17 protein-coding genes and 2 pseudogenes are annotated in these 26097 nt (G+C 38.6%); 11 read left to right on the forward strand and 8 right to left on the reverse strand.

Translation table 11 applies throughout. The annotated features are described in order from the left end of the window. Window positions 1–132: 132 nt before the first annotated feature. The 4 genes from AC3CH4_RS21895 to AC3CH4_RS21910 form a co-directional block, all read right to left on the reverse strand. Window positions 133–1158 (reverse strand): GGDEF domain-containing protein, encoded by a 1026-nt coding sequence (locus AC3CH4_RS21895; protein ID WP_488543817.1) that lies wholly within the window; start codon window positions 1156–1158, stop codon window positions 133–135. A 284-nt stretch (window positions 1159–1442) separates the two neighbouring features. After that, complete coding sequence (gene ylqF, locus AC3CH4_RS21900) at window positions 1443–2387, reverse strand: ribosome biogenesis GTPase YlqF (protein ID WP_102577131.1); 945 nt, start codon at window positions 2385–2387, stop codon at window positions 1443–1445. Window positions 2388–2890: 503 nt separating this feature from the next. Further along, the gene (locus AC3CH4_RS21905; RefSeq protein ID WP_016788587.1) at window positions 2891–3157 is read right to left on the reverse strand and encodes a helix-turn-helix transcriptional regulator; all 267 of its coding nucleotides are present in this window, start codon (window positions 3155–3157) and stop codon (window positions 2891–2893) included. A 411-nt stretch (window positions 3158–3568) separates the two neighbouring features. Beyond that, a complete protein-coding gene (locus tag AC3CH4_RS21910) occupies window positions 3569–5887 on the reverse strand; it encodes a hypothetical protein (protein WP_488543818.1) in 2319 nt (772 codons plus the stop codon). A 1098-nt stretch (window positions 5888–6985) separates the two neighbouring features. On the opposite strand from AC3CH4_RS21910, the gene AC3CH4_RS21915 reads away from it, so the two are divergent. The 5 genes from AC3CH4_RS21915 (at window position 6986) to AC3CH4_RS21935 (ending at window position 10734) form a co-directional block, all read left to right on the forward strand. Then, a complete protein-coding gene (locus tag AC3CH4_RS21915; protein WP_488543819.1) occupies window positions 6986–7786 on the forward strand; it encodes a metallophosphoesterase in 801 nt (266 codons plus the stop codon). Window positions 7787–8436: 650 nt separating this feature from the next. Next, window positions 8437–8733: a hypothetical protein gene (locus tag AC3CH4_RS21920; RefSeq protein WP_155759418.1), complete on the forward strand. Its 297-nt coding sequence runs from the start codon at window positions 8437–8439 to the stop codon at window positions 8731–8733. A 123-nt stretch (window positions 8734–8856) separates the two neighbouring features. Beyond that, the gene (locus tag AC3CH4_RS21925; protein WP_488543820.1) at window positions 8857–9495 is read left to right on the forward strand and encodes a hypothetical protein; all 639 of its coding nucleotides are present in this window, start codon (window positions 8857–8859) and stop codon (window positions 9493–9495) included. An 87-nt stretch (window positions 9496–9582) separates the two neighbouring features. Further along, window positions 9583–10017 carry an AAA family ATPase gene (locus AC3CH4_RS21930; protein ID WP_488543821.1) on the forward strand — a complete coding sequence of 145 codons (435 nt, stop codon included), beginning with the start codon at window positions 9583–9585 and terminating at the stop codon, window positions 10015–10017. A gap of 153 nt (window positions 10018–10170) precedes the next feature. Continuing rightward, window positions 10171–10734 carry a hypothetical protein gene (locus AC3CH4_RS21935; RefSeq protein WP_488543822.1) on the forward strand — a complete coding sequence of 188 codons (564 nt, stop codon included), beginning with the start codon at window positions 10171–10173 and terminating at the stop codon, window positions 10732–10734. A gap of 508 nt (window positions 10735–11242) precedes the next feature. On the opposite strand, the gene AC3CH4_RS21940 is transcribed toward AC3CH4_RS21935, so the two are convergent. The 3 genes from AC3CH4_RS21940 to AC3CH4_RS21950 all read right to left on the reverse strand — a co-directional run bounded on the left by AC3CH4_RS21940 (window position 11243) and on the right by AC3CH4_RS21950 (window position 13706). After that, window positions 11243–12751 (reverse strand): SUI1 family translation initiation factor, encoded by a 1509-nt coding sequence (locus AC3CH4_RS21940; RefSeq protein ID WP_488543823.1) that lies wholly within the window; start codon window positions 12749–12751, stop codon window positions 11243–11245. Between the two features lie 388 nt (window positions 12752–13139). Next, entirely contained in the window at window positions 13140–13358 is a 219-nt protein-coding gene (locus AC3CH4_RS21945) for a hypothetical protein (RefSeq protein ID WP_065101380.1), read from the reverse strand. Between the two features lie 48 nt (window positions 13359–13406). Further along, window positions 13407–13706: a hypothetical protein gene (locus tag AC3CH4_RS21950; RefSeq protein ID WP_065101379.1), complete on the reverse strand. Its 300-nt coding sequence runs from the start codon at window positions 13704–13706 to the stop codon at window positions 13407–13409. Between the two features lie 760 nt (window positions 13707–14466). On the opposite strand from AC3CH4_RS21950, the gene AC3CH4_RS21955 reads away from it, so the two are divergent. From AC3CH4_RS21955 to AC3CH4_RS21970, 4 genes and pseudogenes are all read left to right on the forward strand, one after another. Beyond that, window positions 14467–15990, forward strand: a complete 1524-nt coding sequence (locus AC3CH4_RS21955) for an ATP synthase subunit B family protein (RefSeq protein ID WP_488543824.1) — start codon at window positions 14467–14469, stop codon at window positions 15988–15990. Window positions 15991–16380: 390 nt separating this feature from the next. Next, window positions 16381–16726 (forward strand): annotated as a pseudogene (locus AC3CH4_RS21960) (regulator). A gap of 166 nt (window positions 16727–16892) precedes the next feature. After that, a complete protein-coding gene (locus AC3CH4_RS21965) occupies window positions 16893–18413 on the forward strand; it encodes a KAP family P-loop NTPase fold protein (protein ID WP_488543825.1) in 1521 nt (506 codons plus the stop codon). Window positions 18414–18870: 457 nt separating this feature from the next. Then, on the forward strand, window positions 18871–21744 hold the full coding sequence (locus AC3CH4_RS21970; protein ID WP_488543826.1) for a UvrD-helicase domain-containing protein: 2874 nt from the start codon (window positions 18871–18873) through the stop codon (window positions 21742–21744). 381 nt (window positions 21745–22125) lie between these two features. On the opposite strand, the gene AC3CH4_RS21975 is transcribed toward AC3CH4_RS21970, so the two are convergent. Further along, the gene (locus AC3CH4_RS21975) at window positions 22126–22872 is read right to left on the reverse strand and encodes a hypothetical protein (protein WP_488543827.1); all 747 of its coding nucleotides are present in this window, start codon (window positions 22870–22872) and stop codon (window positions 22126–22128) included. 350 nt (window positions 22873–23222) lie between these two features. Here AC3CH4_RS21975 and AC3CH4_RS21980 point away from each other — a divergent pair. Together AC3CH4_RS21980 and AC3CH4_RS21985 are read left to right on the forward strand one after the other, a co-directional pair. Next, window positions 23223–23485 (forward strand): annotated as a pseudogene (locus AC3CH4_RS21980) (site-specific integrase); the annotation flags it as partial. 48 nt (window positions 23486–23533) lie between these two features. Next, entirely contained in the window at window positions 23534–25780 is a 2247-nt protein-coding gene (locus tag AC3CH4_RS21985; RefSeq protein ID WP_488543828.1) for an AAA family ATPase, read from the forward strand. The last annotated feature ends 317 nt before the right edge of the window (window positions 25781–26097 follow it).

Here is a 26097-nt window from a genome sequence, read left to right on the forward strand (position 1 = left end):
CTATAATTACTGAAGTCACTTTAAAGCCGAAGAACAAAGACAAAAGCCCCGAGCATTCAATTGTTCGGGGCTTTTTTGATTGGATTAATGGTGGTTATAATGAATCGCTAAGGCGCGTCAAATACTGTGCGATTAATCACTCCATGTGATCTTATTTCTACCGCTCTTCTTCGAAATGTAGAGTGCTTGATCGGCATCGTCGATAAGTTGTTCGACAGAGCCGAGAGCCTGTGACGCATATTTCACACCGATTGAAATTGTTACTTCTAACCGAAGGAGAGAAGGAGATTCTAATAGGGAGTTAACTAGCGATTCAATTGAAGCCTCAGTTTCTCCTTGGACCATCACCAAAAACTCTTCACCGCCGTATCGAAAGCAGTTACTGCTGGTTGGTAGCCTTTTTTGAATCTCATCGGCCAGTTCTTTGATCACCATATCACCCATTTGGTGGCCGTAGGTGTCGTTAATCGATTTGAAATGATCAATATCTATCATGATCGATGTTATGGATAACTGACGGTCTATGCTTGGTTCGATCACCTGATGAAGATAAAGGCGGTTGTAGCAACCCGTTAGCGCATCTTGATAAGAAAGGGCTTCAAACATATTGGATTGTTTGCGAAGCTGAATCGCTTGTTTGCGCAGTTGTTCGGATTGAGCAAAACGTTTGTGTACTTCTAAGTCTCGCCTTATACAGGCCGCTGAGATTAGGATGTAAGCTGAAATATAAACGGAAATTGTTTCGATCTCATGCTTTGGCTCTGCCTCATAAAGTATTGGAGCAAGGCCGATGAGATAAGCCAAAAACATAAACGACAGAGTAGTGATGCTGTATTTAGCAGACAGTCTTGAAAAGGTTCCGATGTAGATCATTACGAGAATAATGCCACCTTGGTAATCGAAATTGTTCAACTCAATAGCGAGCCGACCTACATAGACCAAGAAAAGCGAGCTAATTACAAGGAAGGTACTTTCTACGAGTTCTAAAACGTTGGGTTTATTTGTAATGCAGTATCTGGCGACAGCCATCATCAATAGAAAAAGTATGACTCGGAAAATGATAGGGGTTACGCATTCTGTACCAAAGTGGATGTAGTCGGTAACAATGAAAGCACAGAATATTGAGATTGGAATGTAAATGAAATTTATGTACGGCAAATAAATTTCATTATCGAAATAGGTTTTAAATCTTTGATTCTTGAACCCAGAATAAGAGCGCATTGAGAAACTAACCGAGATTGATACACAATAATTTGCGTAGTATGTCACAGTCTTTGGGATTGTAAATGACCGTTTCTATAGATTTGTCAGTATGTTAGCTAGATCAACAAACGGTAGCACGCAATATTCACGCCCTATTATCGATAGAGCGTGAATATATTAGAGGTTGGTGTAAGAGTGGTTAACAGAAACTAATGCAGATTAACAAAAACTAATAGCGATTAGCGCTTGTTCTTCAAGTAACGTTTACGGCGTTCTTCTTTTTTCTTTATTTGTTGCTCGGCTTTTAGCGCAGCCGCTTCTTCTACTTCAACCAATTCTTTGGTGATCATCTCTGGTAGCTCTAGCGTTACTTTACCTAAAGTACCGTTGCGAAGTTCGTGAAGTAGGATTTCCGAACACTTGTGAATGTCTATATGACCACCTGCACGAAGTGCACCGCGTTTACGACCAATCGCTTCCATCAACTCGATGTCAGACTCGGGCAGCTCTTCAATTTGGTAGCGTTCTTGTAAAAGGTGAGGGTACTGCTTAGCTAAGTACTCGACTGTGTAGAATGCCACTTCGTCATATTCCATTGCTGTATCTTTTACCGCACCAGTCGCAGCTAAACGGAAGCCGCTGTGTGGGTTTTCTACTTTAGGCCAAAGGATCCCAGGAGTATCTGAAAGGATCACGCCGTTTTGCAGGTTGATACGTTGTTGGCGACGAGTTACCGCAGGTTGGTTACCCGTTACCGCAATCGTACGTCCAGCCAAGCAGTTGATAATGGTCGATTTACCCACGTTAGGGATACCCATAATCATTGTTCGAATGTTCTTGCCCATTTGCTCACGGTGCGGTGCCAGTTTACGTACTAGCTCCATCACGTGGTTAACTTCTTCTTTTACGCTGGTGGTAATGGCAATAGCTTTAACGCCTTGCTCTTTCTCGAAGTGTTCAATCCAACGTTCAGTAAGCTCAGGATCGGCAAGGTCGCGCTTGTTCAACACTTTTACACAAGGCTTATCGCCGCGCAGTGAAGAGATCATTGGGTTTTCACTACTGAACGGGATACGAGCGTCCAGTACTTCGATGATCACATCAACCTGTGGGATAACTTCTTCGATTTCTTTGCGGGCTTTATGCATGTGACCCGGAAACCATTGAATACTGCTGTTAACCATTTGAAACTATTACCTTTAAATTTTAGTTGTTTAAAGTGGGGTACAAAGTGGGGTACATAAGATTTGATAAGGAAATCACAATACATGTACTGTTTCGTCGCCACAATAAACTTTGATAAAGAGATCTTAACACTTTATAAGGGTAGCGTGAATCGAATAACAGGTGTGAAGGCGCAGAGAGTATTTAAAATTAATTTCTAGGGATGATTGCGATGGATAAAGCAGATAGAAAGCGATGGAGCTCCTGTTCTTAGCTATATCTTAATTTGGTTCTAGTGATTGAGAGAGGTGCGTATATCAAGGAGGTAGTTTTTAAAATGAAGAGGTTCTGAAGTAACACAACGCTACTGTGTATGGGTGAGTCAAATTCTACGTAAAGAAATGCGCTTAACTCATCATGTTGCGGGATAACAGTGCTCTATAGCAATTAATTGTAAAGTGGAATTTTGTGTTTACATATCGAAGTGAAAATCCCACTTATCATGGTAAGCCTAAAGCAAGAGTTATGCGGCTAATGCTAAATAGCTATCATCAAGAAAGTACTGACGTTTTTCGACTAGCTCTGATACCACAACCTTGAGGTCTTTGCCCAAGACCATTGCAGCAATTATGCTATCAATCTCATGAGAAAGAAATCCAACCGAGTTCGCGCCAAGAGATATTGAAGGTGGGAAAGTTCCATCATTAATTTTGCGATGAAGTGTTGCCATCGAAAATGGGATGCGTGCTAAAACGTCTTTTTTACGTTCGATCTTGAATTTAATGCTCATAAAAAACCTATATGTCACTGTTCAAATCAGTGAAATGAGTGGATGGTTTTCAAATGTTTATGAGAACTAAGTGGCATAATGTGCCAAGGGAAAAATCGTTTGCATAATTTATCGCCAGCAAACAAGGCTCTATATTGTTAGTAACTCCTTCAAGTTGAATACAAAGTAAACTGTGAGGACAGCTTTACGAGGTGAATATGTTAACTGCTACTTATTTGCTTGGTAAAGGTGAAACATTTGCACATGCAATTATTTGTGATTAACCTCACGATTAGTGGTGTTTTCTGCTTAATGTGTAAGCGATTCAAGTTGTTGGTTTATATAGTTAAATGATTAATACGATAAAGTTAAATCATATAACCCCCTAAATGCCGCGTGTGTAGTGGCATTTAGGGGGCTTCGATCTGAATCCTAGCTGATGGTGTTTCTAAAAGCTAAAGCTCTATCATCAAGTTTAATTCTCACTAAGTTTTTGTTGCCATTGTATCCATGCTTTGGCCATATATACCCCAATGAGGTTAATAGGGATTTTAAGAGTTTGGTTGCTCGGGCCTGTGTACATTCCTCATAAAACTTTACTCTTGGAAGTACCTCATGAAAATATTCATGGTTGTCATAAATTTTTCGCGATATTTCAAGAACCTGTGGACGTGAAAGTCTAAGTTTTTCATCCCGATTACTATATTCAGAACTCTCAAAGATCATTGAATTCAGAATCTTGGCAGGTTCAACGAGGTGTTTTGTGCTTTTGTCCAGTTGATTAGTCCAGACGTGTTTGAAAAGCTGTTTATTCGTAAAAGACATATCAAAAAGAACATCTTCTTCTTTTACTGAACTAATCTGATAGTCACGCATGATCTCGAATCTCTTTATCATCGCTTGCTCTTGAAAACCTACTTGGTTTGTTGCCATGAGCCTGTCTACTTCTGTTTGCGTGGTTAGAGGCGCATCCAAGATTGCTTGTATTCGACTCTCTTTGTCCAATCCATTCAATACATTGAGCTGATTTTGTCCCTTCTCCAATAACTCATGGGTGGTGGTTAATATTTGAACATTGAATCCAAGTTGTTTTAGCGCCCATCTCATACTTAATGGTTGGTTGCTATTGAACAGTTTCCGCTTGTTAACAAATTCTAGATTCAATAGGTCACAATCTGAATCAAGAAAATTGTTGTGTATTGGTTGATAGTCGTACATAAAATTTGATGTTAAATAGAACGTTATTTTCGTGCTAGTTCTGAATCTTTTTGAAAAATTAATCAGTTCTTTCACACCCAGCGTGAGATCACTCATGACGTTCACATTGTCTGTATAGTCACTTTCTATCGAATATCCTGAAGCAAGACATGGAGATGCGAAAATCTTGTCGTATTTCAAGCATTCCATAGAAGGATTTTTTAGAAATTTGGCTTGTTCTGATGAGCCTTTGTTAGCGCCTGTGATAACAAGTATTTTCTTACGTAAAGCCACTTTTTCGCATGGTTGACCAGAGCTATCTTTCAATCCTAAATCTATCATTACAAGTCTGAGTGATTTGAGCGTGTCAAATAAAATGACCTTTTCATTTTTAAACTGTTTTCTTGTATTTGTGAAAACATGGAGCTTGTCTGCGATTGTGACGTTCACATTTTTGTATGGATTATGTGTTGCTTTGATAACCTGAATGTTTTTGCCTAGTTTTTTCAGCCAACGTAGAGTTGTGTCAGTAATATCAGCGTCAGCAACAACAACCTTGGGAGCCTTCTTAATTGCTTTGCTCAAGATTTCAAAGACTTCTTCTCGCGGCATTGTATTGTTGCTGTTTGAGCAAACAGTCGAAGTGACTTTTTCAAATTCATCGATAATAAGTACGTCGCAACTAAGTACGACAGACGTTATGTGATCTTTGTAGCTACTGTTAACTACAACTCCAAGTGCATCTGCATTTTCTATCTCATATAAGGACGCTTTTTTATAAGAAATTGCATCAGTCATTTCACAGAACTGTTCAACTAGTGGAATGAGATATGAAAGATACACGATACGCTTTTTGCTATGAGCAGACTTCGATATAGGTTGCAGTACATTTTTAGTTTTCCCTGATCCTGCTCTACCTAAGAGTGCATATGTGTTGTACTTTTCAGAGTCAATGTAGTGGCCCACATCCGCAAAAGTTTCGACTTCAACAATATCGTCAAAGTTGGAGACCCTAGTTGCCTCTATGAGTTCGCTTTCGTGCGACGCTTCAAGTTCTTGTAACTTGGAGAGAAGCTTTTTGTAACTATCATCAGAGCTACCAGTAAGAAAGTGATTTAAGCATGCCTCTGCTGTGTCAAACCGAAGCGGGATTTGCTGAATTAAGTACCTAGAAAGGAATGATGCTAACTCTTCACTTGGATGTATCTTGTAAGCTTCAAATAAGTACTGAAATGAATGGTAGCTAGAGTAGTTAACGCCCGTTACTACATCAATAATATGCTTTTTGTCGGCTTTGAAGTTTTCAAGCATTAGAGTCGAGGAAGCCTCTGGAAGTGACTGAGAATCGACTGCAAACTGTATGTCTTTTATTCCTGCTTGTTTATATGAACGGTAAATTTCCATAATGTTTTTTTGACCATATATTGGTGCCACGATCCTTCTATCTGATGAAGAATATTCGACACCATTTGATACAAGAATCGTGACTTTATCGAATGCATGACCAGCCATGACAATGTGTTCTGATATTGTTGATTTATTAGTAATTTTCATATTTACCTTATTATAATTATTTGGGTTTTATGTGGTGGAAACTGTTTAAAATTGGCCCTTTAGAATGAACCATAATCGATAGATTCAAAGAGTGACTCTTTGGAGGGTGTACTACTGACATTTATCAGCAAAGCGTTGCCTTAAGTAAAAGGGGGGCACTTTGAAGTGTTTATATATAAATAAGGGAAAGTGTCCCTATGAGCAGTTTTCCAAAACTTCGTTTTGAATTGCTCGATATGCCTATATTTTGAGCAGCCGACAAGAAGAGGAAGGCCTTTTAATGCACTAAGAGTTTTCAAGGCTTTTATGTTGCAGTTTGAGTTTTGGTTTAAGGCTCTACAGATAAGTTTGTTCATGGTGGTTTACCGTCGATTTGGTCAAACCTTAACGTAGATACGGTTCTTACACCATATACTACTACTTATATAATCAATGGCTTAGGTAGTTTTTTTAACGTTGTTATTGTTAATCAATATGTTGTGGAGTGTATTTTTTTTACGATATTCACATATCGTATTTAAAGGGCTTGTTGATCTTCCATAAACTCGATCGGATTCAACAACAACTTCATTTTCCCATAATGTAAAAGGGGCACTTTCTACTATATGTATAAAATATGTTCAAAGTGCCCCTGTTTTAAAGTTCGCCAAAGCTTAGCTTTGAACTAAATCGATATGTTCATGAGCAATGCTCATGGAAATGTTTTTTGTGAACGATCCTGAATGGCAGAGGTATCGTGCCTTTTTCGGAAGCCCAATGGTCGAACTCACCACTAAAACTAGATCTGGTTTTAGTGGTGTACTTGCGAAAACCTCATGTCACACATAGCCCTTGGTTAATAGTCATTTCAACTATAGAAGTTCTTAAAATTCCAACCCAAATTTAAGAATTCTTAAATGGACTAAGAATCGGTAAGAACTTTCCCATGAGCTTCGCTCACGAATCTGTCGATTTATTCAAAGCACCGCTTTGGTGGTGCTCTATAAGGGTTATATCGTCAATTAATCTGACGTATCAATGGAGTCGTACATGACTTGTTGGACATCGGTTTGAGCTACTATTATCCTGTTATAACAGTCATTTTTTAAGGGATTGCCAGTGGATACGTTGTTTCAAGTGATTTCAGATTTGCATGAAGAGTTTAGTGGAACCACTATTAAACAATTGGTTAACCCTGACGCTGATATTGTGATACTAGGTGGGGACATTACGCATGGGGTAGGGCTAGCAGAACTCGCTTTTCAAGCTGCTAAATCAAACCCTGACATTGAATTTATCGTGATTGCTGGTAACCATGAGTTTTATCCTCAAGGTTTCGATTATCTTGATTATTTGAGCTGTTTGCCTCTTTGGAATCAATTAAGTTGCAACTTGCACTTTCTCGAAAACACGTCGGTAGTTATTGATAAGTATGATCTTGAGATATTTGGAGGGGTTGGTTGGACAAACCTCAGTGGGCTAAATGACGTCAACACACTTTCTCTACAGATAAGAATCAATGATTTCAAGTACATAACCGTGAATAATCAAACTTTGACACCAACAAAAATGAGGGAGTTGAATGCTGAGTTTAGGAGTTCTTGTATTGAATCTATGTCCAGCTCTCCAAAGAAGAACAAGCTGGTTATTTCTCACTTTCCACAAACTTTTGAATTGAAACACTCAGGCTATCCAGTTGACCTTTTAACGTGTTATTTCTGCTCTGACGACAATGAGTTAATCCGAGAGTTAGCTCGGCATGGTGTAACCGTTATGGTTAGTGGGCATACTCACGATAATTTTGATCGCATAGTTGAGGGCGTAAGACAGGTTTCAAGCCAAGTTGGATACCCACATGAAGACGGGTTTGAAAACAACCTTCTGAACGCAAGGAAATTACATAAACTACTTAAAACTTGATATTGAAATCACTGTCATCAAGTCAAGTAATACAGGTTCATTATCTTGATTTCAATAAGTATCAGAGTCAAGAAGACGCTCTTATGGCTTAAAAATGGGACTTTCCTCAATTCTGTAGAGAGAGCAAGTGAACCTTGTCTGCTATGGTTTTTCTCTATTAGATTGAAAACAAATTTTTACTCTTCGAAGCATCTTAACTACTAGAAATGATAGTGCTGAACAATCAGATTTCATCGATTAACCTGATAGCCTCAGCTTATTATTTAATCATAGTCAAGCAGCGTTTTATCAATCAAATTCCCTCATTACATGATCGGTTACTTCTTAAAATAATCCCCTTCGTTTTTCACCAGCCCGATACTACAAAATGCTTTGGTTTAAAAATGGAGGGCGTATAAATATCAGTGAAATTCGGTAACCAAGGTTAATAAGTATCTACCTGAATAGCACCAAAAGCACTAAAATAAGTAATATTACGTATCAGATGAGTAAAATCGTGATATTTTATATCTTAGTACGTGCAATCTGCATTTTAGTGGCCTTTGTGCGTAAAAGTGTTGATTCTGCCACTTTTGTGTGTGAAGATGTTTGTGCAGGTTAAGAAAGTCTCGTTTATGTACAACGAGGTTATTTTGCAGAAGGTTATTACTATGAACGATGAAGAGTTGAGTGAATTACGACATAGTGCATTTTTGTCTTTCTGTCGAATTTATGGATTGACTAAAACAAAGAGGTATTCAGAACGGAATACGATGTCATTAGATTTTCAAGAAGCAATGAAAGTTTTTCCCGTCAAGCGCTCGGCATTAGAAAAATACTGGAGCGGTAAAAATCCAATTCCAGAATTTTTGATTACCATTATGAAGCTCCATACTGGTCAAATAGAACCGTTACATAAGTCATTTGACGATATGGGATTTAGTTTAACTTTGGACGAAAGGATTTGAATGAATTAGCGAAACAAGTATAGAAAAGAAAGTATTGGTGGTTGGGGAATCATCTAACAAGATGTCACTAAATAAAAAGGGGAATACAACATTATGATTATTAACTGAAAATAGGTAAATCCAATGCAATTGAATATTATAAAAAGAAACAGAAAATACTATGCCGCTAAAACCGCTCGTGGTGCAGATTGTAAAATACTGATAGACGACCATTCTGAAGAACTTGAGCTAGGTGACCAGGTACTCGCGGTAGAAGATGTCTCAGTTCGTTCAAAATATAGCACTGACTTAATCTACAAATTGAAAGCAAGTGCTAAAGAGCAGGTTGGACAGGGCATTACTACTCTAAGGTCTGATTACAACACTATTCTTGTTGATAGATCCCGAGCTCTTGGTGGCTCATGGAATAAAGATGAAAAGGCCTGGATCTTTCCTAGTTTCGTGTCTAAAGAAGTCGATAAGCTTGATGAAATATTCAACAGTGAACCAGTAACGCTTGAAATAACAGCGCTCGAAGAAATTCGCAAGTGCAAACAAGGTATTGGTTTCATCGGTAAGCCCTTGTGCAAAGCTTTTGGACGAGACTCTGGCGCTCGAATCAATTCAGATATCGCAATGATATCTGGTTACGCAACGTCTGGTGGCTCTCGTAATAACTGGACAACTATTCTGAATGAAGGAACGGTTCTCAGGCTTCAAATGCCATCAAAGCTACTCTTGCTTTATCAAGACAATCGGTTTGACGTTAAGATAATTAATTAATCCTTATATCTTCATTTTATTCGGCTGATCAAAAATTGGGCGGCTGGATTCTGTACGACCACTAAAAATTATAAAAAAGGTAAAGGCATGAAAAAACAGAAACTTACATATATCCGAGGCGTTTCTGGCTCGGGTAAAACAACGAAAGCACATGAGCAAGAAGGGGTGCTAGTTGAGGCTGATATGTTCTTCACCAGTAGTGAGGGTGAGTACAAATTTGACAGTCGCTACATCAAAGATGCACATGCATGGTGCCAACTAGAAATGAAACGACTCTTGTTAGCAGGATATGATGTAGTAGTAGCGAATACCTTCATCAAAAAATGGGAATTGATGAACTATCTTAAGGTAGCTCAAAGCTCAGGACTAGACCTGGAAATTGAGGTGCTTGAGGCGAAAGGTAATTATCAGAATGTTCATGGAGTTCCTGGTGAGGTGGTGGAGCGCATGAGAAAGCAGTATGAGCATTTTGAACTAAAACCAATGCGCTCATCAGATAGTGATAACTTGGTTGTAGGCTAATAAGGGAATGTCGATGAAAAGTATAGAACCTGGTTTAACAGTGAAGCAAAATAGGCGTTATGTGTATGATAATCATGAAGCAGATACATTGGTTTCAGCACTTTATCAATGTGTCCAAGCTGAGTGCGAGGTGTTCGCTTGATGGAAATGTCTTTGAATGAACTAAAATATCTTTGTGAGGTGATTCACCGAGATAATCCAAATAAATCACTTTTACCTGTTTTAATCGCCCTGAATTATTCACATCAAGCTAATGCAGATTTTGTTATCGCTTCCCAACTATGTCCTGATAGTAAACCATATGGTTACGATATCGTTCGCGCTTCTGTAATTTCGGATATGTTTGAAATCAAAAAACTCCAAGAAACAGGAGGTTATCATGTAAACTATTTAAAGTTTCGAGGGTATTTCAAACTGATTGACACCTCCCATGATGACCATGCTTTAGTAAAAAAGATCCGTTTGGCGCTGAATAAAAGCTACGGGGAATCAAGTCGGACAATGCTCACTCCAACCCTTATTTTCGTTTTTTTATATGTGGTAATGTTCAACATCGAATCTTCTAAAGAGTTGATAGAGCGTCTGAAGAAACAAGGTGTCAACTATGCGTCTACTGCTTATAAGCAACTGAAACAACTTGATAAGCTAAATCTGTTGACGATTAAGCGATTCTCAGTTGATAACCGAAAACTAGGGTATGGCATACAAGTATGTTGAAAGACAGTTACGAGAAAGAGCTGTTATTTCAACGCTCAATTAGATAGGGAGTTAGCAACCCAAGGTGAGAAGGCGCTTCGTTCTGCAAGTTTGATATAGTCAGAACTGCATTCGAGACAGTAGGGGGGAGCCGCGATGTTGAACCATATTTGAAACACACAATGGGTAGATCTGAGCTAGCTCGTTGTTGGACAAAAATGAGTTACTAAGGGTCTAAGGATTAGTGCGAACAGCAAACTCACACCAGAAAAAATGCAACCGCACGCATAATTGTGGTTCGATAGGTAGTTTTGGTATAGATCAAGATTTTGCTTATAGTTCAACGTAAAGATAAAGGGAGCAACTGAGGCTCCCTTTAAAATATTCGACAATTAGTTAGTAACAGTGACGCTAATATTTCTGCTCGGTTTTTCAGATGCTTGTCTAACTTTCATTTTCCGAGCAGGGCGTTTTTTGTTATCAGAACTAGCGGTAGAAACACGACAAAACTTCACTACGTTTTGAGCAGTTAAGATCCAAAGTCTTTTGTTGTCCATTTTGTTCTCCAGTCTGAAAGAATCTTGCAACCTTTACGATCAATTGTACCAGATGAATTATGTTTTTGCTCTGGCTCCACCTCAAGTATTCGCTGTCGTTTTACGTCTATATCAAAAAGCAACTGTAATCGCATTGATACGAGCTTAGCAAGTGTATCTGTAATAGGCTTTGTCAATTGACAGTATGATTGTACGACATGATTATTCGCAAGTATATAATTACTGTGGGCGTAGATGTTTAGTACACTAGTAAAATCTTCTTTACCAGAATAGTGATTACCTTGCTCTTGACTATCATATAGTACTTTCGGTTCGATATAGCTTAATGGGATTGAGATAATCGAAGCAGCCGTATCTCTATCATAGTATTTTTGTAGACCTAACTCAAAGGTCTTCCTTGTATGCTCCGAGTAACAGGTTCCATTTATTTGAGTTCCAATAAATTCTTGAATTCTAGTTTTCAAGGGAGTTACATACTTTATGCTACCTGACTTTAGTGCTTCGGGGGCTCCTATGAGATTCGGTTGCGTTTGATCGCCATACTTGTTGAACTCATTTATAGAATATGGCATGCAAATAGGTGAATGAGTTCGTGGAATATCACATGTACCATCAATTTGAGTTAAATCTTGCTCATTGATTAGAACTTTATCACAACGTTGTAAGCACGATTGCCAATTGTCGTTAAAAAGAAAAAAGGGAGAGTCTTTAAGAATAAGAGGGGTTACTAGTCCTGTATCTAGATTCTTTTCCAGTTCCTTTAATACACCTTGAGCATTAAGGACATTTAACAAGTTCACTTTTAGGACAGTACCGCTATCATCAGTCCAAGTACGCAAGATAACTAGCATGTTCTTCATGCAGTTTTTTATCGAGTTAACTATGGTTTCTTCAAGTACTTCCAATTGTTGAATATCAACTTCGTCAAAATTGTTGTAAGTTAAAATCCAGTCCTCTAAACAAGCTTCATAGTTCCCCTGAATCACAATTATCTTTTCAGCCGCTTTCTTTACTACTTCTGACGAAGGAGAGGTTTTGTCGTTTTCTTCTTTCTTAGTGTTAGACAAAAATGCTCTACAGCCTAGATAAAATGCAGCAGAAGCCGACATAAAGAAGAGTAAAGATTCATAACCTAGTATGTCTGAACCAAACCACTGCTTATTCAGCTCAGTGCCAAAAACTGAAACGGCCGCCGCCCAGAATATACTAAAGAACAGAAAGACTAAATTTATAACATTTCGAAGTGCAGATGAACGTTCGTAAGGCTTCCAAGATTCATCGTTTCGGTAGTTCCAATACAAGCGTATTAAGAATATTAAAAGCAATGGAAGAGTAATAAATGAGCCAATTTTGTATGGATTTACAGCCTCCATATAAGTGCTTATTGCTGGAACTTGGTTCCAGACAAGGGTTGTAACTGAGTTATACTCTAAAATCATGATTTTTTTGTAGTTTAAGTTCAGCGGAGTGATTGCCGCCATGACAATACACTCATAGACGCTTATTGTCACTTATAAAAAATACTTCCCCCTGTATTGCCTCATTGGGTTCGCAAAACATCCGAGCTGACATCACCACATGGATAACTTTTGTTAAGGGAAAGTGACCTTAACAGAAGGCGTATGATTTATTGCATATAAATTATAAGAAGGCAAAACCTTGTCAGTGTTTTTGACCATTGAGTGAAGCATGAATAGATATAGATATAGATATAGATATAGATATAGATATAGATATAGGTATTGTAGAGTAAGTTGTGGTAACTAGCGTAAGCACTGTACTTACGCTAGCTGGAAGGCTTAGTTTTTGATACGCACGAAGCAAATAAATGTGATCATGTCACTGCCTTTCCAGTTCTGTTTACGTATATTAATTCCACATATCAACCAAGCTTCGGATATCATTAGCCAAATTAGGGTCGGCCTTTTCATTTTGAATTAAAATTGTTTTGGTGTTGTAAATATTACAAACCAAACCAGACCTAGATACATATTGTGTACCATGGTCGATTGGAAATGTCTCCGCCGCGTGCTTGTTAATTAAAAGATTAGCCAATGCCATTAAGCCATTTTCATTGTTAAGTCTCATCAGTGCAATTTTCCTATTAATTGTTTTTATTGTGTATGATTTTGATACTTAGTCATCTTTTGACATAGCTCGACGATAGGCGTACCACCCTTCAATATCTCCACCAAAATCACTAATTCCAAAGCTGGAGTTAATAGTTGCAATAAATGCTTTGCGAGCTTTTTCAGATGCGAGTAATAATGTCTCTTCAACATGAGAAGCTTTCAGAAAAAAACGTCCATTGTTCTCTGAACAAGTAAACATACCCGTCTCATCAATATCCGATACTGCACGATAAAGAGCATATACTTCTTCATGCCCTTCAGGTTCGGCATTACTTAGCCACGATTCAAAATCTGTTGTTGCCATATGTCACCCCAAAAATACAATAAATTTACATAAGTCCCATTAAATCAGGAACATAACAAGAGTGCTCCTTGGTGCATAAGTTTGCAACATGTAATTATGATTTGAAATCATATTCAACATGAAGTGTAGTTTTGTAAATAGTCGCCCCTTATACATCGCGGGGGTTTACAACGAAACAGTATTGAGATGTTGGGGTAAAAGACCTAGCACATAAAGGGGCAGAAGCTTTTTCGAGCCATCAGATCCACAAAGTGCCACGGGAAAGAATTCGCACACGGGAAAGATTTCAATCTGTGAAGGTTTTGGACAAAACCTACTTAGAGATTCAGCTCTATAGATTGTCTTCGGATAACGTCTAGTATTGCAAATGGTTGTAGGGATACTTTGCCTAGCTCTTACTAGATGGCCAAGTTCAACGTACCACTACAAAGTAAGCAACTGGTGAGGTAGGTAAGAAATGAAGAAATCTTCTCTTGCATATAGCACCCACAAAAAAGCGCCGCTTTCACAATAGAAAGTGGCGCTTCAATTTAAATTTATGACCAGAAACAACAAAGCCCCATCGAATAGATGAGGCTCTGGAACATGATAACTCTGCACTTTTTAAGGGAGAGTGTCAATGCCCATCAACCAAACGCATAAACTATTAGACATCCATCACTAATAACAATCAAAGGTTCCGCTAAAATTCGATGTATATCGCAAGTTTGAATTGGATGTGGCTTGCTTCGATAGTTATGTTACTCAAAGGAATTGAACCATGTTTAAGAATGGAATCTTAGCACCGCTGTGTGTCATAGGACTCTCGGCTTGCAGCTCTAGTCAACTCACTGTTTTTGATGGGTTAACCTACACTGCGGAAAATGAAGGTGGGTACGATGACCCTATCCGATTTTATCCCTTACAAACAACGCAAGTAAGCCTAGATGGTCAATTGAACTATAAAATTGGTGACCTGTGCTATGCAGATAGAAACCGTTCACCTATGACCGCCAACTGCTTGGCTGACAGCCTTCGAAACTCTCAATTCGAAGCCTCTGTAATTGTCCATAATTACCCACTTGACGATGATTCTAAAGCGAATAAAGCGAATAAAGCAAAAAATGCTAAAGGGGAACCAGTACCGAGTGAAATAACAGATGTTAATGGGGAAAACAAAGATAGCGTTCCTGTCGATGTGAAAACCGCAGCACTTGATCTAACAAATGCCCTCAGTGCAACAACCCTAACTTTAGCGACATGTAAGGATGACGCTGAATGTGCGAAAGATATCGAGACCAATCGAAAAGCAATCAATAAAGCTAACGACGACCTTCAAAAAGCCACGAGTGAAGTCAACGTTCGTGTTTACAATTGGAGCGATAATGTGTCGGCATCTGGCTCTAACAAGAGCAAGAACGTAGCGGCTTCGAGTGAGAAAAAAACAGAAGGTTACACCATTGTATCGGGATACAAAGTATTTGAATTGAGAATGAAGTGTATAGATGAAAGTCGTATCTCAGCCGAAAAATCAGATCACTTGAAAGTTGTTACCAAACTAATCTCGGCTGATTCAATTTCATTTATCAATACTCAATCTAAATTAAACAAACTTAAGTTAAAACTAGACGCAGCTGACATTAAAAATGCTTCGACGGTATTTATCAAAGAGTTGGCAGCACTTGAAGTGGCTCTCCAATCTGCTAGCACTATATCGAGCATGGCTAAGCTCCATAAAGAAAGCACTAAACCCTACTCGTTGTACAAATCAAATAGTGAGAAACCCTCTGTAATAGCGAAGAACGCTTTGAAAAAGGCGCAGAACTCTAAGGGACATTCTGATAAACAATCAACTGAAGCTAGTAACGCTTTAGAAGCTGCTAGGAAAAACGCTGAGAACGCTAGTACAGCGAGAGATAGTGCTTTGGGCACTGTTAAGAAATTGAATGCGGAAGAAACAACTACAGATGAAGAACTAACTTTAGCCATACGCAAAGTAGTTGATGTAGAAATCGAGCTAAACAATGCAAAAGAGAAGCTTGAAGAAGCAAAATCAAAAGAAAAAGCTGCTAAGCAGTCAGTAAAAACTTCAAACGCTAACCTTAGAATTGCTGAGGATAATAACAATTTCGCTATGAATATAGTTCAGAACTATGAGAAATCTGTACAAACTATAATAGACAACTCTAAGGGTGTCGAAGAATCTATGCCTTTAGAGCGCTCGGTATACCTAGCTGTGCTAACCGATCTAGATGATCTTAAAGAGCACTTTCCCGCTTGCTCTGAGACACCAAAAACCAAGTAGTCACAGGGGAGAAGGTCACCATATAGAACATCCTTAGCCCCTTCCAAAGTTTAATTAATTACTTTAAAAGGTAAGCCAATTTAGTCCCGTCAAAATCCCTCGGTAGTTAACGTAATGACAAAGTCGCTTGGTAGTTACGATACGACAGAATTGCTTGGTGATCACAGGGCGGATCTGAGGTAGCCGTGATAGCTAACTAATTTCTGGACATTTATGAGTTTCAGGAATTCTAATATTAGCGATTCATGAATAACTTTTTATAAGGCAAATTTGCCAATTAATACGCCTTCGTACAATGCGCACTTTGCCCACCCATGATCAGCGCTGCATATATTACCAACACAGAGCAACCTCTTGCATTTAGAGGTTTTATCATCGAAGTGCCGCGGAATGAGTAAGAATTACATTTTTCGAGAGTTAGGGTGCCAAATGACGAGGTTGCTGAATTGTGTTTTAAACCTGTGAGAACTGTCACAGGTTGAGGTGAGGAAAATCCAATACCTCCCGAGTGCAAAAGACTTATGCGAATGGCAAAAGGTCGAGAACTAAGCATGAGCGAAGATTGGTTACAGTTCAAAATGCTATACGACGGTATGGAACTCCCTACTGATCAAGTGGTGAGGCCACAACAAATATTGGTAGGGATTGCATTATTGGGTATTCAATCAGAGTTAGAGATTAAGACTTCAACACACTGCTTAGCCTTGCTAGAGCGATAGCTAATATCAAGAAATAGGATTAGAAAAGTATGGTTCTATCAAGGCGAATTCAAAGCCTAGGCCATCTCTTCTAACTAGATGGCTTTTTGCTGACTATAACAATGCTGCACTCAAGATTCGGCTTTCTAAATATCCACTTAGGTGTAAAATTGCAAAGATATGCCCTTGAATAATGGACAGTTTATGAAGACAGTGGATCATGCAAGTCGTTATGAAGAATGGAATGGACGTTATAACTGGTCTACTTGCATTACTAACAGAAAAGAATACGGAAAGTTTCTAGTATCTATTCTTACCTCAGAAAAAAATGGCTTTGTATTGAACTTGAACGGAGCTTGGGGGACGGGTAAAACAGAGTTCTTGAGGCGCATATATGTTGAGTTGGCTGAGCAATCATACCCCGTGGTATATATTGATGCTTGGGAAAGTGACTTTCTTAAAGACCCTTTAACAGTCGTATGTACAGAGCTTTTGAATCAACTTGGATTTCTGTTTAGAAATAGTAAAGCAGATAAACGTACGAAAAAGTACAAGCAATTTATAGAACAGATAAATGGCCTGCTATATAACTTCAATAAACTTAGCTCAATCATACAAGGTGCGCAAAAGTTATATGCATCTGGAACAGGGCAAGCCGTGGATTTAGAAGCGTTGGATCTGTTTGAACAGGTAATTAACTTCAAAACTCCCCAGATTGAAGTTATGAGGGGTGTGGATGACACAAATACTGCTTTAATCACAAAACTGATGACCCAACAAAACGACTTAGTCGATTCCATGGAGGATATCAGAAAACAGATTAGTACAATCAGTCACATTCTGAACGACTTGTATGCTCTCAAATCACCAATAGTTATCCTCCTAGATGAGCTAGATAGGTGTCGCCCAGACTATGCGATTAAAATGCTTGAAATCATAAAACATTTTTTCAACGTAGATGGTTGTACATTTTTAATTGCTACAGATACTGAATCTTTGGAATCATCTATTAATGCAGTTTATGGAGAAAAATTTGACTCTGAGCGTTATTTGAAACGTTTTTTTAACCAACGTGTTTCGTTAAAAAGACCTTTAATCTACGAGTATGTAGTAGCAAAAGAGATTGAATACTCAGAGTATGAAAAGAAAGGGATCTGCATTTATCCATTCGGTAATCATAAAGAACGTAATGATTTATTAGTCTCTAAGCTTTTAGGGATTCAACAACTTGAATTAAGGGATGTTGAACAAGTATTAGCAAAGCTCGCCAGTAGTTTAAATTACATAGCGCACTATAAGCCAAAAGGTGTGACCAACATTAACATTTCAATCCTGCTTTCAGGGATCATTGAGCACCATATAAACGATAAAAACTTTGAAGTCAGACAGCAAGGAAATATATCAATCAATGGAGAATGGTCAAATGTAGCATTTACTGATGATTTTAGTGTGGGAGAGTTCTTGTCATTGCAGATGACATTAGTTTTCGAAACCTACTCCCGAAAAAAATACGAAGCTAATGTAGAACATACATTCGGCGCAGAACAATTGATGTTAAAGTTTTCTGCCACAGACTTTAGGAACTTGAGAGGCGCCTCGTGGAGAAGTTTGGATATAATAGAATCAAATAGAAAACAAGAAGAAAATTATGCCAATAACCCTGAATCATACTGGTTTTGGGAAGATTACAAAAACATGATCGGGTTAGCTTCCAATATTGAGTAGAAGTCTAACAGAAACGTGTTGAGCGAACGTTGATGGTTATGTCGAATTTACCCCGTGATACACGGGGATTCACAACTAATAGCATTAGAATAATGGATAAGTTTTAGTAGGGATAAAGCTCATAAACAGGATGCGAATGAGTAAAGGTCTAAGCAACTTTGGGGCATAGGTGTTCTAGAGGTCATCTGCTTGCTCTCGTGTGTCACGATCCTCGGTGAAGCAGGCCTCTTTATCGAACTGTGACAAACCCCAGCATATGAGTGCCGTATAATAAATGACCATCTTCACTCAACCATTACACGGTTAGTCATAGTAATGAATCTAATTTAGTAAAGTAGTTGTCAGTCAACATTAAAATCAACTCAGTGCTTAACCACGCTCAAAGGCAATTCATCAACAATTACCGTACAATGGTTGCAACTTTCGAAATACATCAACCTTAAACTGGCTGCGTACAATGACTTTGTGGACTCTTACTGCTAACCCGATTGCCCGTCTCTTTAACAAAGCGATCGAGGTAACGGTAGACGATAATGGAATTCGTGTTGTTGAAAGAGGAAATGAAGCTCGCTTTGATTGGGAGCACCTCGACTGTCCACCACATCTCTATCTTTCTATAGACGGCGGGTGTTTGGCTTTGGTCTCACACGGTCAAACATATCGTTATCGTATGCTGGGCTATCTAACTCCTTATCAATATTCAAAAGAACTGTTTCCATTGTGGGCAAATCGAAGTGCGGAGCGCTTGCAAGACTTCCTAAATGATGCCTACACAAAATGTACATCTAATTTCCTTAGAGATTCTTCAATTGAGCAAATTCAGTCGGTTGTGAGTCTTGAAATTAAGCGTTGGAAAGGCTGGGAAAAAGTACAAGGCCTTTCAGAATTGGCAAAGAAAACGGCATCACAACTTACTAACATCCAAAACTGGGATGCTTCGGATATAGATAAGATACGCAATCGTTATGTAGCAAAACAACTTGCTCAATTTGAGTTGTTCTTTGATGGTGTGGAATCGAATCCTCTGACAAATAAGCAGAGAATTGCTTGTGTGACTGATAACGACAATAACCTTCTACTCGCTGGTGCAGGTACGGGTAAAACAAGTGTAATGATCGGAAGGACAGGTTATCTAGTTAACAGCGGACAAGCTAGGTCAAATGATATTTTGTTGCTTGCTTATGGACGTATTGCTGCCCAGGAGATGGATGAGAGAATCAAGGAAAAGCTAGGCTTCGATGATGTGAAAGCGAGCACATTTCATAGTCTGGGTGTGAAAATCATTTCATCTATCGAGGGTAAAGCACCGAGCTTGTCGAAGCTCGAAGAGAGCGCCAAAGTTAAAGCCAAATGGATGAATGATGAAATCGAGAAATTGATGCTCGATAGTCACTACAAAAAAAACTTACTCGATTATTTCAGTTCATATTACTACGTCGACAAAAACCCTTGGGATTTTGAATCTCAAGGAGCACATCTTAAGTATCTAAATGATAACGACATCCGCTCAATGAGGGGAGAGCAGGTTAAAAGCTATGGTGAGCTAGTGATTGCGAACTGGTTGTTGCGTAAGGGCATCAACTATGAATATGAAGCTAAATATCGATTTGATGTTGCAACCAGTGAGTATCGTCAGTATGAACCAGATTTCTACCTTCCTGATTATGATATTTACATCGAATATTATGGCACCGATGAAAACGGAAACACTGCCCCTTATGTTGATAAGGAAAGTTATCATGCAAGTATCAAGTGGAAACGGGAAACTCACAAGAAATATCAGACGGGTTATGTGGAGGTGTTCTACCACCAACATAAAAACGGCAAACTACTTAACGCGCTAGAAAATGAACTGATTAAGCGCGGCGTAGAAACACAACCTGTATCTGATAACGCTCTGTTAGCTAACTTGGAGCAGCTTGGTCAAGTGACAGAATTAGCGAAACTGCTTGGAGCGTTAGTTGATATGTACAAAGCAGCGTGTCTGGATGAAGATGGTATAAACAAAATCATCAAAGAGTCGATAGATTCTAAACAAACAGCTAAAGCACTCGAACTATTAATGCCGTTATATCACAATTATGAAAAGTACCTTCGAGAGCATCAAGTTATAGATTTTAACGATATGATAGGTAAAGCTTTACAGTATGTTCAAACAGGTCAATTCCTGTCTTCTTGGAAGTACCTGTTGGTCGATGAATTCCAAGATATTTCAGAGCCAAGGGCTAGGCTTGTTAAGGCACTACGTGATAGTTACCTTGGTTCATCATTGTTTTGTGTTGGTGATGATTGGCAAGCAATATACCGCTTCAGCGGAGCCGATGTACGACTTACTACAGAGTTTTCCAATTACTTCGGTTCAACTTCTGAAACTACGCTGGATATGACGTTTAGATTTAACAACTCTATTGGGGACGTAGCGACTCGATTCGTCACTCAAAACCCAGTTCAGTTGAACAAAAAGATCAACTCACTAGTCCATGTGAATACTCCTGCGGTAAGTATTGTTCGTCAAGGTACTGATGAGGTCGGATTATCAGCTTTAGAAAAAGCGCTTTCTGCTATATCGAACCAAGTACTGGCTTCCAAGAAGGCGAGTAAGAATAAAGTTTATCTTCTTGCTCGTTACTGGTATCAACTTCCTGATTTGCATCAATTAAGAACCCTAAAACATAAATTTCCGACTTTGGAAATTGAAAACCAATCGTTCCATGCTTCAAAAGGAAAAGAATCCGAATATGTCATAGTAATGGGGTTGAGCTCGGGAAAGCATGGATTTCCATCTCAAAAACAAACCCCACCACTTGTGGATGCACTGTTACCGCAAGGAGATAAGTTTGAGCATGCCGAAGAGCGTCGTTTGTTCTATGTTGCTCTAACCCGTGCAAAACACCGAGCTTATCTTCTCGTTGATATGATGGATGCTAGTGAGTTCGTAACAGAGCTAGTTAAAGAAAGATATCTAGTGGAAACTAATGAGTTTCATGTATCAATCATTCAGCAGCAAGCTGAAAAGATTTCATGCCATTGCTGTGGTGAAGGTACATTAAGGTTGAAAGTAGGGCAATACGGCAAGTTTATGTCGTGTTCTTTATATCCTAGATGCAAAAACAAAGAGACACCGTGCATCAAGTGTGGAAGCCCTATGAGTCGAGATATCAAAAGTGGTCTTCAAGTATGTATAGATGAAAGCTGTAGTGACGAGCGTCCATTGTGTCAGAATTGCGGCAGTGAAATGAAGCTCTGGAAAGGGAAATATAGCGACTTCTGGGGCTGTTCTACTTATCGAAAGGGCATGGATGGTTCTTGTTCATTTAAGCTGAAAGGGTAATCCTGAGAATGAACTAGGCATTGATTGGCACGCTAATCGAGCAATTATAGATAGAATTAATCTTTACGTAGATCTTTCTGCATGAAATGTTGCGTCGTTTAGCTAAATTTTGGACAAAAGTGTGTCTGTATTTTCCCTAAATATAAATTTATGAATAACTAAGAGTATGGAAAGTAACTTAACTTGATATCCAGTCTTGACAGTGTAGATCTACAACTCGGTTACTAGTTCTCAAAAACAAACCAAGCAATGAAGTTCTATCATAGCCACACTATGGTTGGCTATGATGGGAACTTTGTCTTAGGTTTTGGTGAAAGTTTAATTTAGTCTTTATCCCGATAATCAGAGTGCGTTTGTAATTGGCATTGAAATTACGGCATACTATTGAGCCTTGTTGTCAAAAAACAAGTCGCACGATGTATAAAAATTGTTGTGATAACCTGTCGCTATAAACGTGTAGTGATCCACACCTCTTTCTCGAAAAACTTCTATAAAAGCATCACGAAGACCTTCAAATACACCAGCGTCTCTCATATGAAGAGCTAAAAACTCGTCATCTGATGCTTCACTTTCAACTAATTCAATTAATTGCTTTTTTGCGTCTTTACACCACTGGGACATGTGATTTGTCGAGTTTGAGTATTGATCCAGAGCATAAAGAAATTTCTTATATTCCAGCTCATTTCGTCTAAAAAATGGAACACTTTTCATTATAGCTTCCTGATCTATGCTTTCACTTGTAATTAGATGTGCCCACTTGTCATTGTTTCTCAGTGACTTACGAAACAATTGATTAGTAACTCCACAGACACACACGTAGTCGATGTTATCGAGCCTCAATAGCTTTTCTACAAGTAGATTGAACAACCCTTTGTTTTGCATTTTTATGTCCAGAATTTCAATGCGTTCGATTGAAGGGCAAGATTTCTGAAGAGCTATTATGGATCCAGGTATTGATGAATTAAAAAGTTCAGATTCTCTAACCTCTAATAGCTCTCTTGGCATTTTAAGTGGGCTTCTTATTATAAGTTCGATTGAGTCATCGATATAATTAAACGCCTCACGTGGATATGCCGACATTGAGAAGTTTTTAACAATTTTCTCAACTGTTGTTTTTACATCATTCATATCTAGAGCTCCTTAATAACTTCAGAATTCAAGAGTGCCAGACTGACGGTGGTTGTCAATAACTTCTTATAATTCAATTATTTAAGTTATAATATCTCTGGGTATGAAATGGTGGTGACCTATTTAAATCAAATGAACTGTTCAACGGGAATGTGAGTATACGACCCAACGATTAAGTCGTGTTAAATAGTCAACTTCCTTTGGTCTAAAAGTACGGATTGGGCTTCTGAGGTAGAAGGTGTAAGAGACTAAAAATCATTCTGACGCGAAAGTGGACATAAATCATTTAGATTGGAAAACCTAAATAACATTCACTGCATTAGTTTATGTATCTCAACTCGACTACCGAGACGTTGTTACCAACAGACTATCTGTTTCCAAATCCACGACGTGAAGGGTAACCATCTCGTACCATTACTACTTAATCGATGGGTTACTGATATCGGACTCGATAAAAAATACGGCACTCATTCTTTACGTCGTACCAAAGATTCTTTGATCTACCGCAAAATCAATAACTTGCGTGCTATCCAGTTGCTTCTTGGTCATGCTAAATTAAAAAGGTGTCGAGATTGAGGGTACGCTGAGGATTTCAGAGAGTTGTGAGACTTAATGCTCTTCAGCATGTTCATTATTACAGTATCAGGTAAGAAGGTTTTCAATGATACACGCAATCAAGCTAGCAGACGTTGCAACATACAGCCCTACTGGTGTTCATTTTTCGAACTTAAAAAAGATTAATTTTATCTATGGAGCTAATGGTTGTGGCAAGACTACTGCTTCTAATTATTTGAGCCAACCTGATGATGGAAAGTATCAGAACTGTCAACTCACATGGGATAATGAGAGACCACTTAGCACTCTAGTCTACAACAAGGAGTTCAGAGAGAAAAACTTTGGTTCAAGCGACATTGCTGGCGTTTTTACTCTTGGGCAGGCAACAAAAGAGCAAGTTGATACTATTAAAGACAAAAGGTCTTCATTACAAAATGAAAAAGAACAGATTTCACGCCTCACGGTTAGCCTCAACCAACAAACTGAAGTAAAAAATGAGGCGGATAAAGATATCACTGAGCGTTGCTGGAAAGTATTCAAATTGTATGAGTCAGAATTTCGTTCTGCGTTAACAGGCTCTATAGGTAGCAAATTAAGATTTCGAGACAAAATGCTATCAGAGTTCCTTAATATTGACTCGACGACATTGCTTTCATTAGAGGAGTTACAAACAAAAGGTAGAACTCTATTGGGAGATAAACCACCAGTGTACCCTTTAATAGGGTCTTCTGCTGATACGACTCTTTCAGCAATAGAAGAAGATGAGATCTGGTTAAAAGTCATCATTGGTAAATCTGATGTTGCAATCTCCGAGTTAGTTTCTCATCTTGGTAACAACGACTGGGTAAACCAAGGTAGAAGCTTCTTAACAAGTGACTCTCGTTGTCCTTTTTGCCAACAACATACGATAGGCGACGAATTTAGAGCCGATCTCGAAAGATATTTTGATGGCTCATTTGCCCGAGATACAGAGCGGGTTAAAACCTTAGAGCATGCTTATCGTAGTGCGGCAGATAGACTACTCGAAGGGTTTCAACGCACTTTGGTTGCTGAGAAAAATAATCTCAACACCAAACTCGACACCGAGCTTTTTCAAACTCATTTAACCTCTCTCGAAAATATCATTAAATCTAATCATTTAGAGTTCATTTCGAAATCAGAAAAGGCCAGCCTGCGAATCGAGGTGATAAGTTCTAAAGATGAGATAACAGAACTCAATAAATTGATAGGTAAAGCAAATGATTCCCTCAATGAGCACAATAAACTAGCCCGAGACTTTGATTCTGCTCTAGCAATTTTTGTGCAGGAAATTTGGAGATTTTTAACCAATCAAGTAGAAGACGATTTAAAGGCATATAACAAGAAAACGAAAGGTCTGACTAAGGCGCTGACTAAGATATCTGAGACCCTTTCTCAACGAAAGAGAAATGAGTCTGAACTAACGCAGGAAATTAGAGACCTAAGTCGTAACATGACGAGTGTTCAACCCACAGTTGATGAAATAAATAGGCTTCTGGTGAGCTTTGGTTTCTTAAACTTCAGGATAGCTCCATCAGCAACACTACCTAATCATTACTGCATTGAGCGATTAGATGGGGAGCAAGTTAAAAACACTTTGAGTGAAGGCGAAGTCACCTTCATAACATTCCTTTACTTCTATCAACTGACCCGAGGTTCATTTTCAGAAGAAGAAATAACTGAAGATCGAGTTGTAGTCATAGATGATCCAATCTCGAGTTTAGATAGCAATGTGCTTTACATCGTCAGCGCTCTTGTAAAAGACCTTATCCGTGAAATAAAAACAGAGTCAGACTCTAGCATTAAACAGCTTATATTATTGACTCACAACGTTTATTTTCATAAAGAAGTTTCATTTCAAAATGGTCGTTCAAATGGTTGTAAAGACACTAACTTTTGGATTTTAAGAAAAGCAAACAATGTCACTAGCGTAAGTGCATATGAGCAGAAAAACCCGATAGAGTCATCATACGAGTTACTGTGGCGTGAGTTAAAAGAACGGAATGCAAACTCTGGGATTACTATTCAAAACACTATGCGTAGAATAATAGAGAATTACTTCAAAATTCTCGGGCGCTTTAGTGATGAAGATATATTGTCAAAGTTTGAGAATTTGCAGGAACAACAAGTTTGCACTTCATTACTTCATTGGATTAATGATGGTTCACACTGTCTCCCCGACGATCTTTATGTTCAACACCCTGATGACTCAACAGAACTATATATGTCTGTGTTCAAAAAAGTCTTTGAATATGCCGACCACCTTTCACACTACAATATGATGATGGGAGAGCAGGCAGAGTCAGCGCCTGTAGATTTACCCATGAGTGCTTAATAAGTGTTAACTGGGGCATTAGCCTAACTCGCTTTTGCCCCCCAAGCGACTCAAACGGTTTCTGAACTTGTATCCTCAGCAGATGCATATTTGCCAGTAACGTATGGTTACTCACGAGCAATACTTGCTCTAGACATTAGTTTTTCTCAGGGAAAATAAAACGTTCGATGCCTGTTTTTCTAGAAGCGAAACTCATGTTGGGGCATAAGTTAGTTAGGCAGAGGAGAACTTACATTGAACGGCCAATCTCAGACGGAGGTTTGATCTGGATGTTTAGCTGTGAGTACTCGGAGCGATTATTGTTAATTCTTAGCAAT

The sequence above is a fragment of the Vibrio sp. QJM3NY_26 genome, from assembly GCF_057786005.1.

Excerpts from the sequence above, each read along its gene's own strand:
- ylqF (WP_102577131.1), bottom strand. The coding sequence starts at position 2,387 with ATGGTTAACAGCAGTATTCAATGGTTTCCGGGTCACATGCATAAAGCC.
- AC3CH4_RS21905 (WP_016788587.1), bottom strand. The coding sequence starts at position 3,157 with ATGAGCATTAAATTCAAGATCGAACGTAAAAAAGACGTTTTAGCACGC.
- AC3CH4_RS21910 (WP_488543818.1), bottom strand. The coding sequence starts at position 5,887 with ATGAAAATTACTAATAAATCAACAATATCAGAACACATTGTCATGGCT.
- AC3CH4_RS21920 (WP_155759418.1), top strand. The coding sequence starts at position 8,437 with ATGAACGATGAAGAGTTGAGTGAATTACGACATAGTGCATTTTTGTCT.
- AC3CH4_RS21925 (WP_488543820.1), top strand. The coding sequence starts at position 8,857 with ATGCAATTGAATATTATAAAAAGAAACAGAAAATACTATGCCGCTAAA.
- AC3CH4_RS21930 (WP_488543821.1), top strand. The coding sequence starts at position 9,583 with ATGAAAAAACAGAAACTTACATATATCCGAGGCGTTTCTGGCTCGGGT.
- AC3CH4_RS21940 (WP_488543823.1), bottom strand. The coding sequence starts at position 12,751 with ATGGCGGCAATCACTCCGCTGAACTTAAACTACAAAAAAATCATGATT.
- AC3CH4_RS21945 (WP_065101380.1), bottom strand. The coding sequence starts at position 13,358 with ATGAGACTTAACAATGAAAATGGCTTAATGGCATTGGCTAATCTTTTA.
- AC3CH4_RS21950 (WP_065101379.1), bottom strand. The coding sequence starts at position 13,706 with ATGGCAACAACAGATTTTGAATCGTGGCTAAGTAATGCCGAACCTGAA.
- AC3CH4_RS21955 (WP_488543824.1), top strand. The coding sequence starts at position 14,467 with ATGTTTAAGAATGGAATCTTAGCACCGCTGTGTGTCATAGGACTCTCG.
- AC3CH4_RS21965 (WP_488543825.1), top strand. The coding sequence starts at position 16,893 with ATGAAGACAGTGGATCATGCAAGTCGTTATGAAGAATGGAATGGACGT.
- AC3CH4_RS21970 (WP_488543826.1), top strand. The coding sequence starts at position 18,871 with ATGACTTTGTGGACTCTTACTGCTAACCCGATTGCCCGTCTCTTTAAC.
- AC3CH4_RS21975 (WP_488543827.1), bottom strand. The coding sequence starts at position 22,872 with ATGAATGATGTAAAAACAACAGTTGAGAAAATTGTTAAAAACTTCTCA.
- AC3CH4_RS21985 (WP_488543828.1), top strand. The coding sequence starts at position 23,534 with ATGATACACGCAATCAAGCTAGCAGACGTTGCAACATACAGCCCTACT.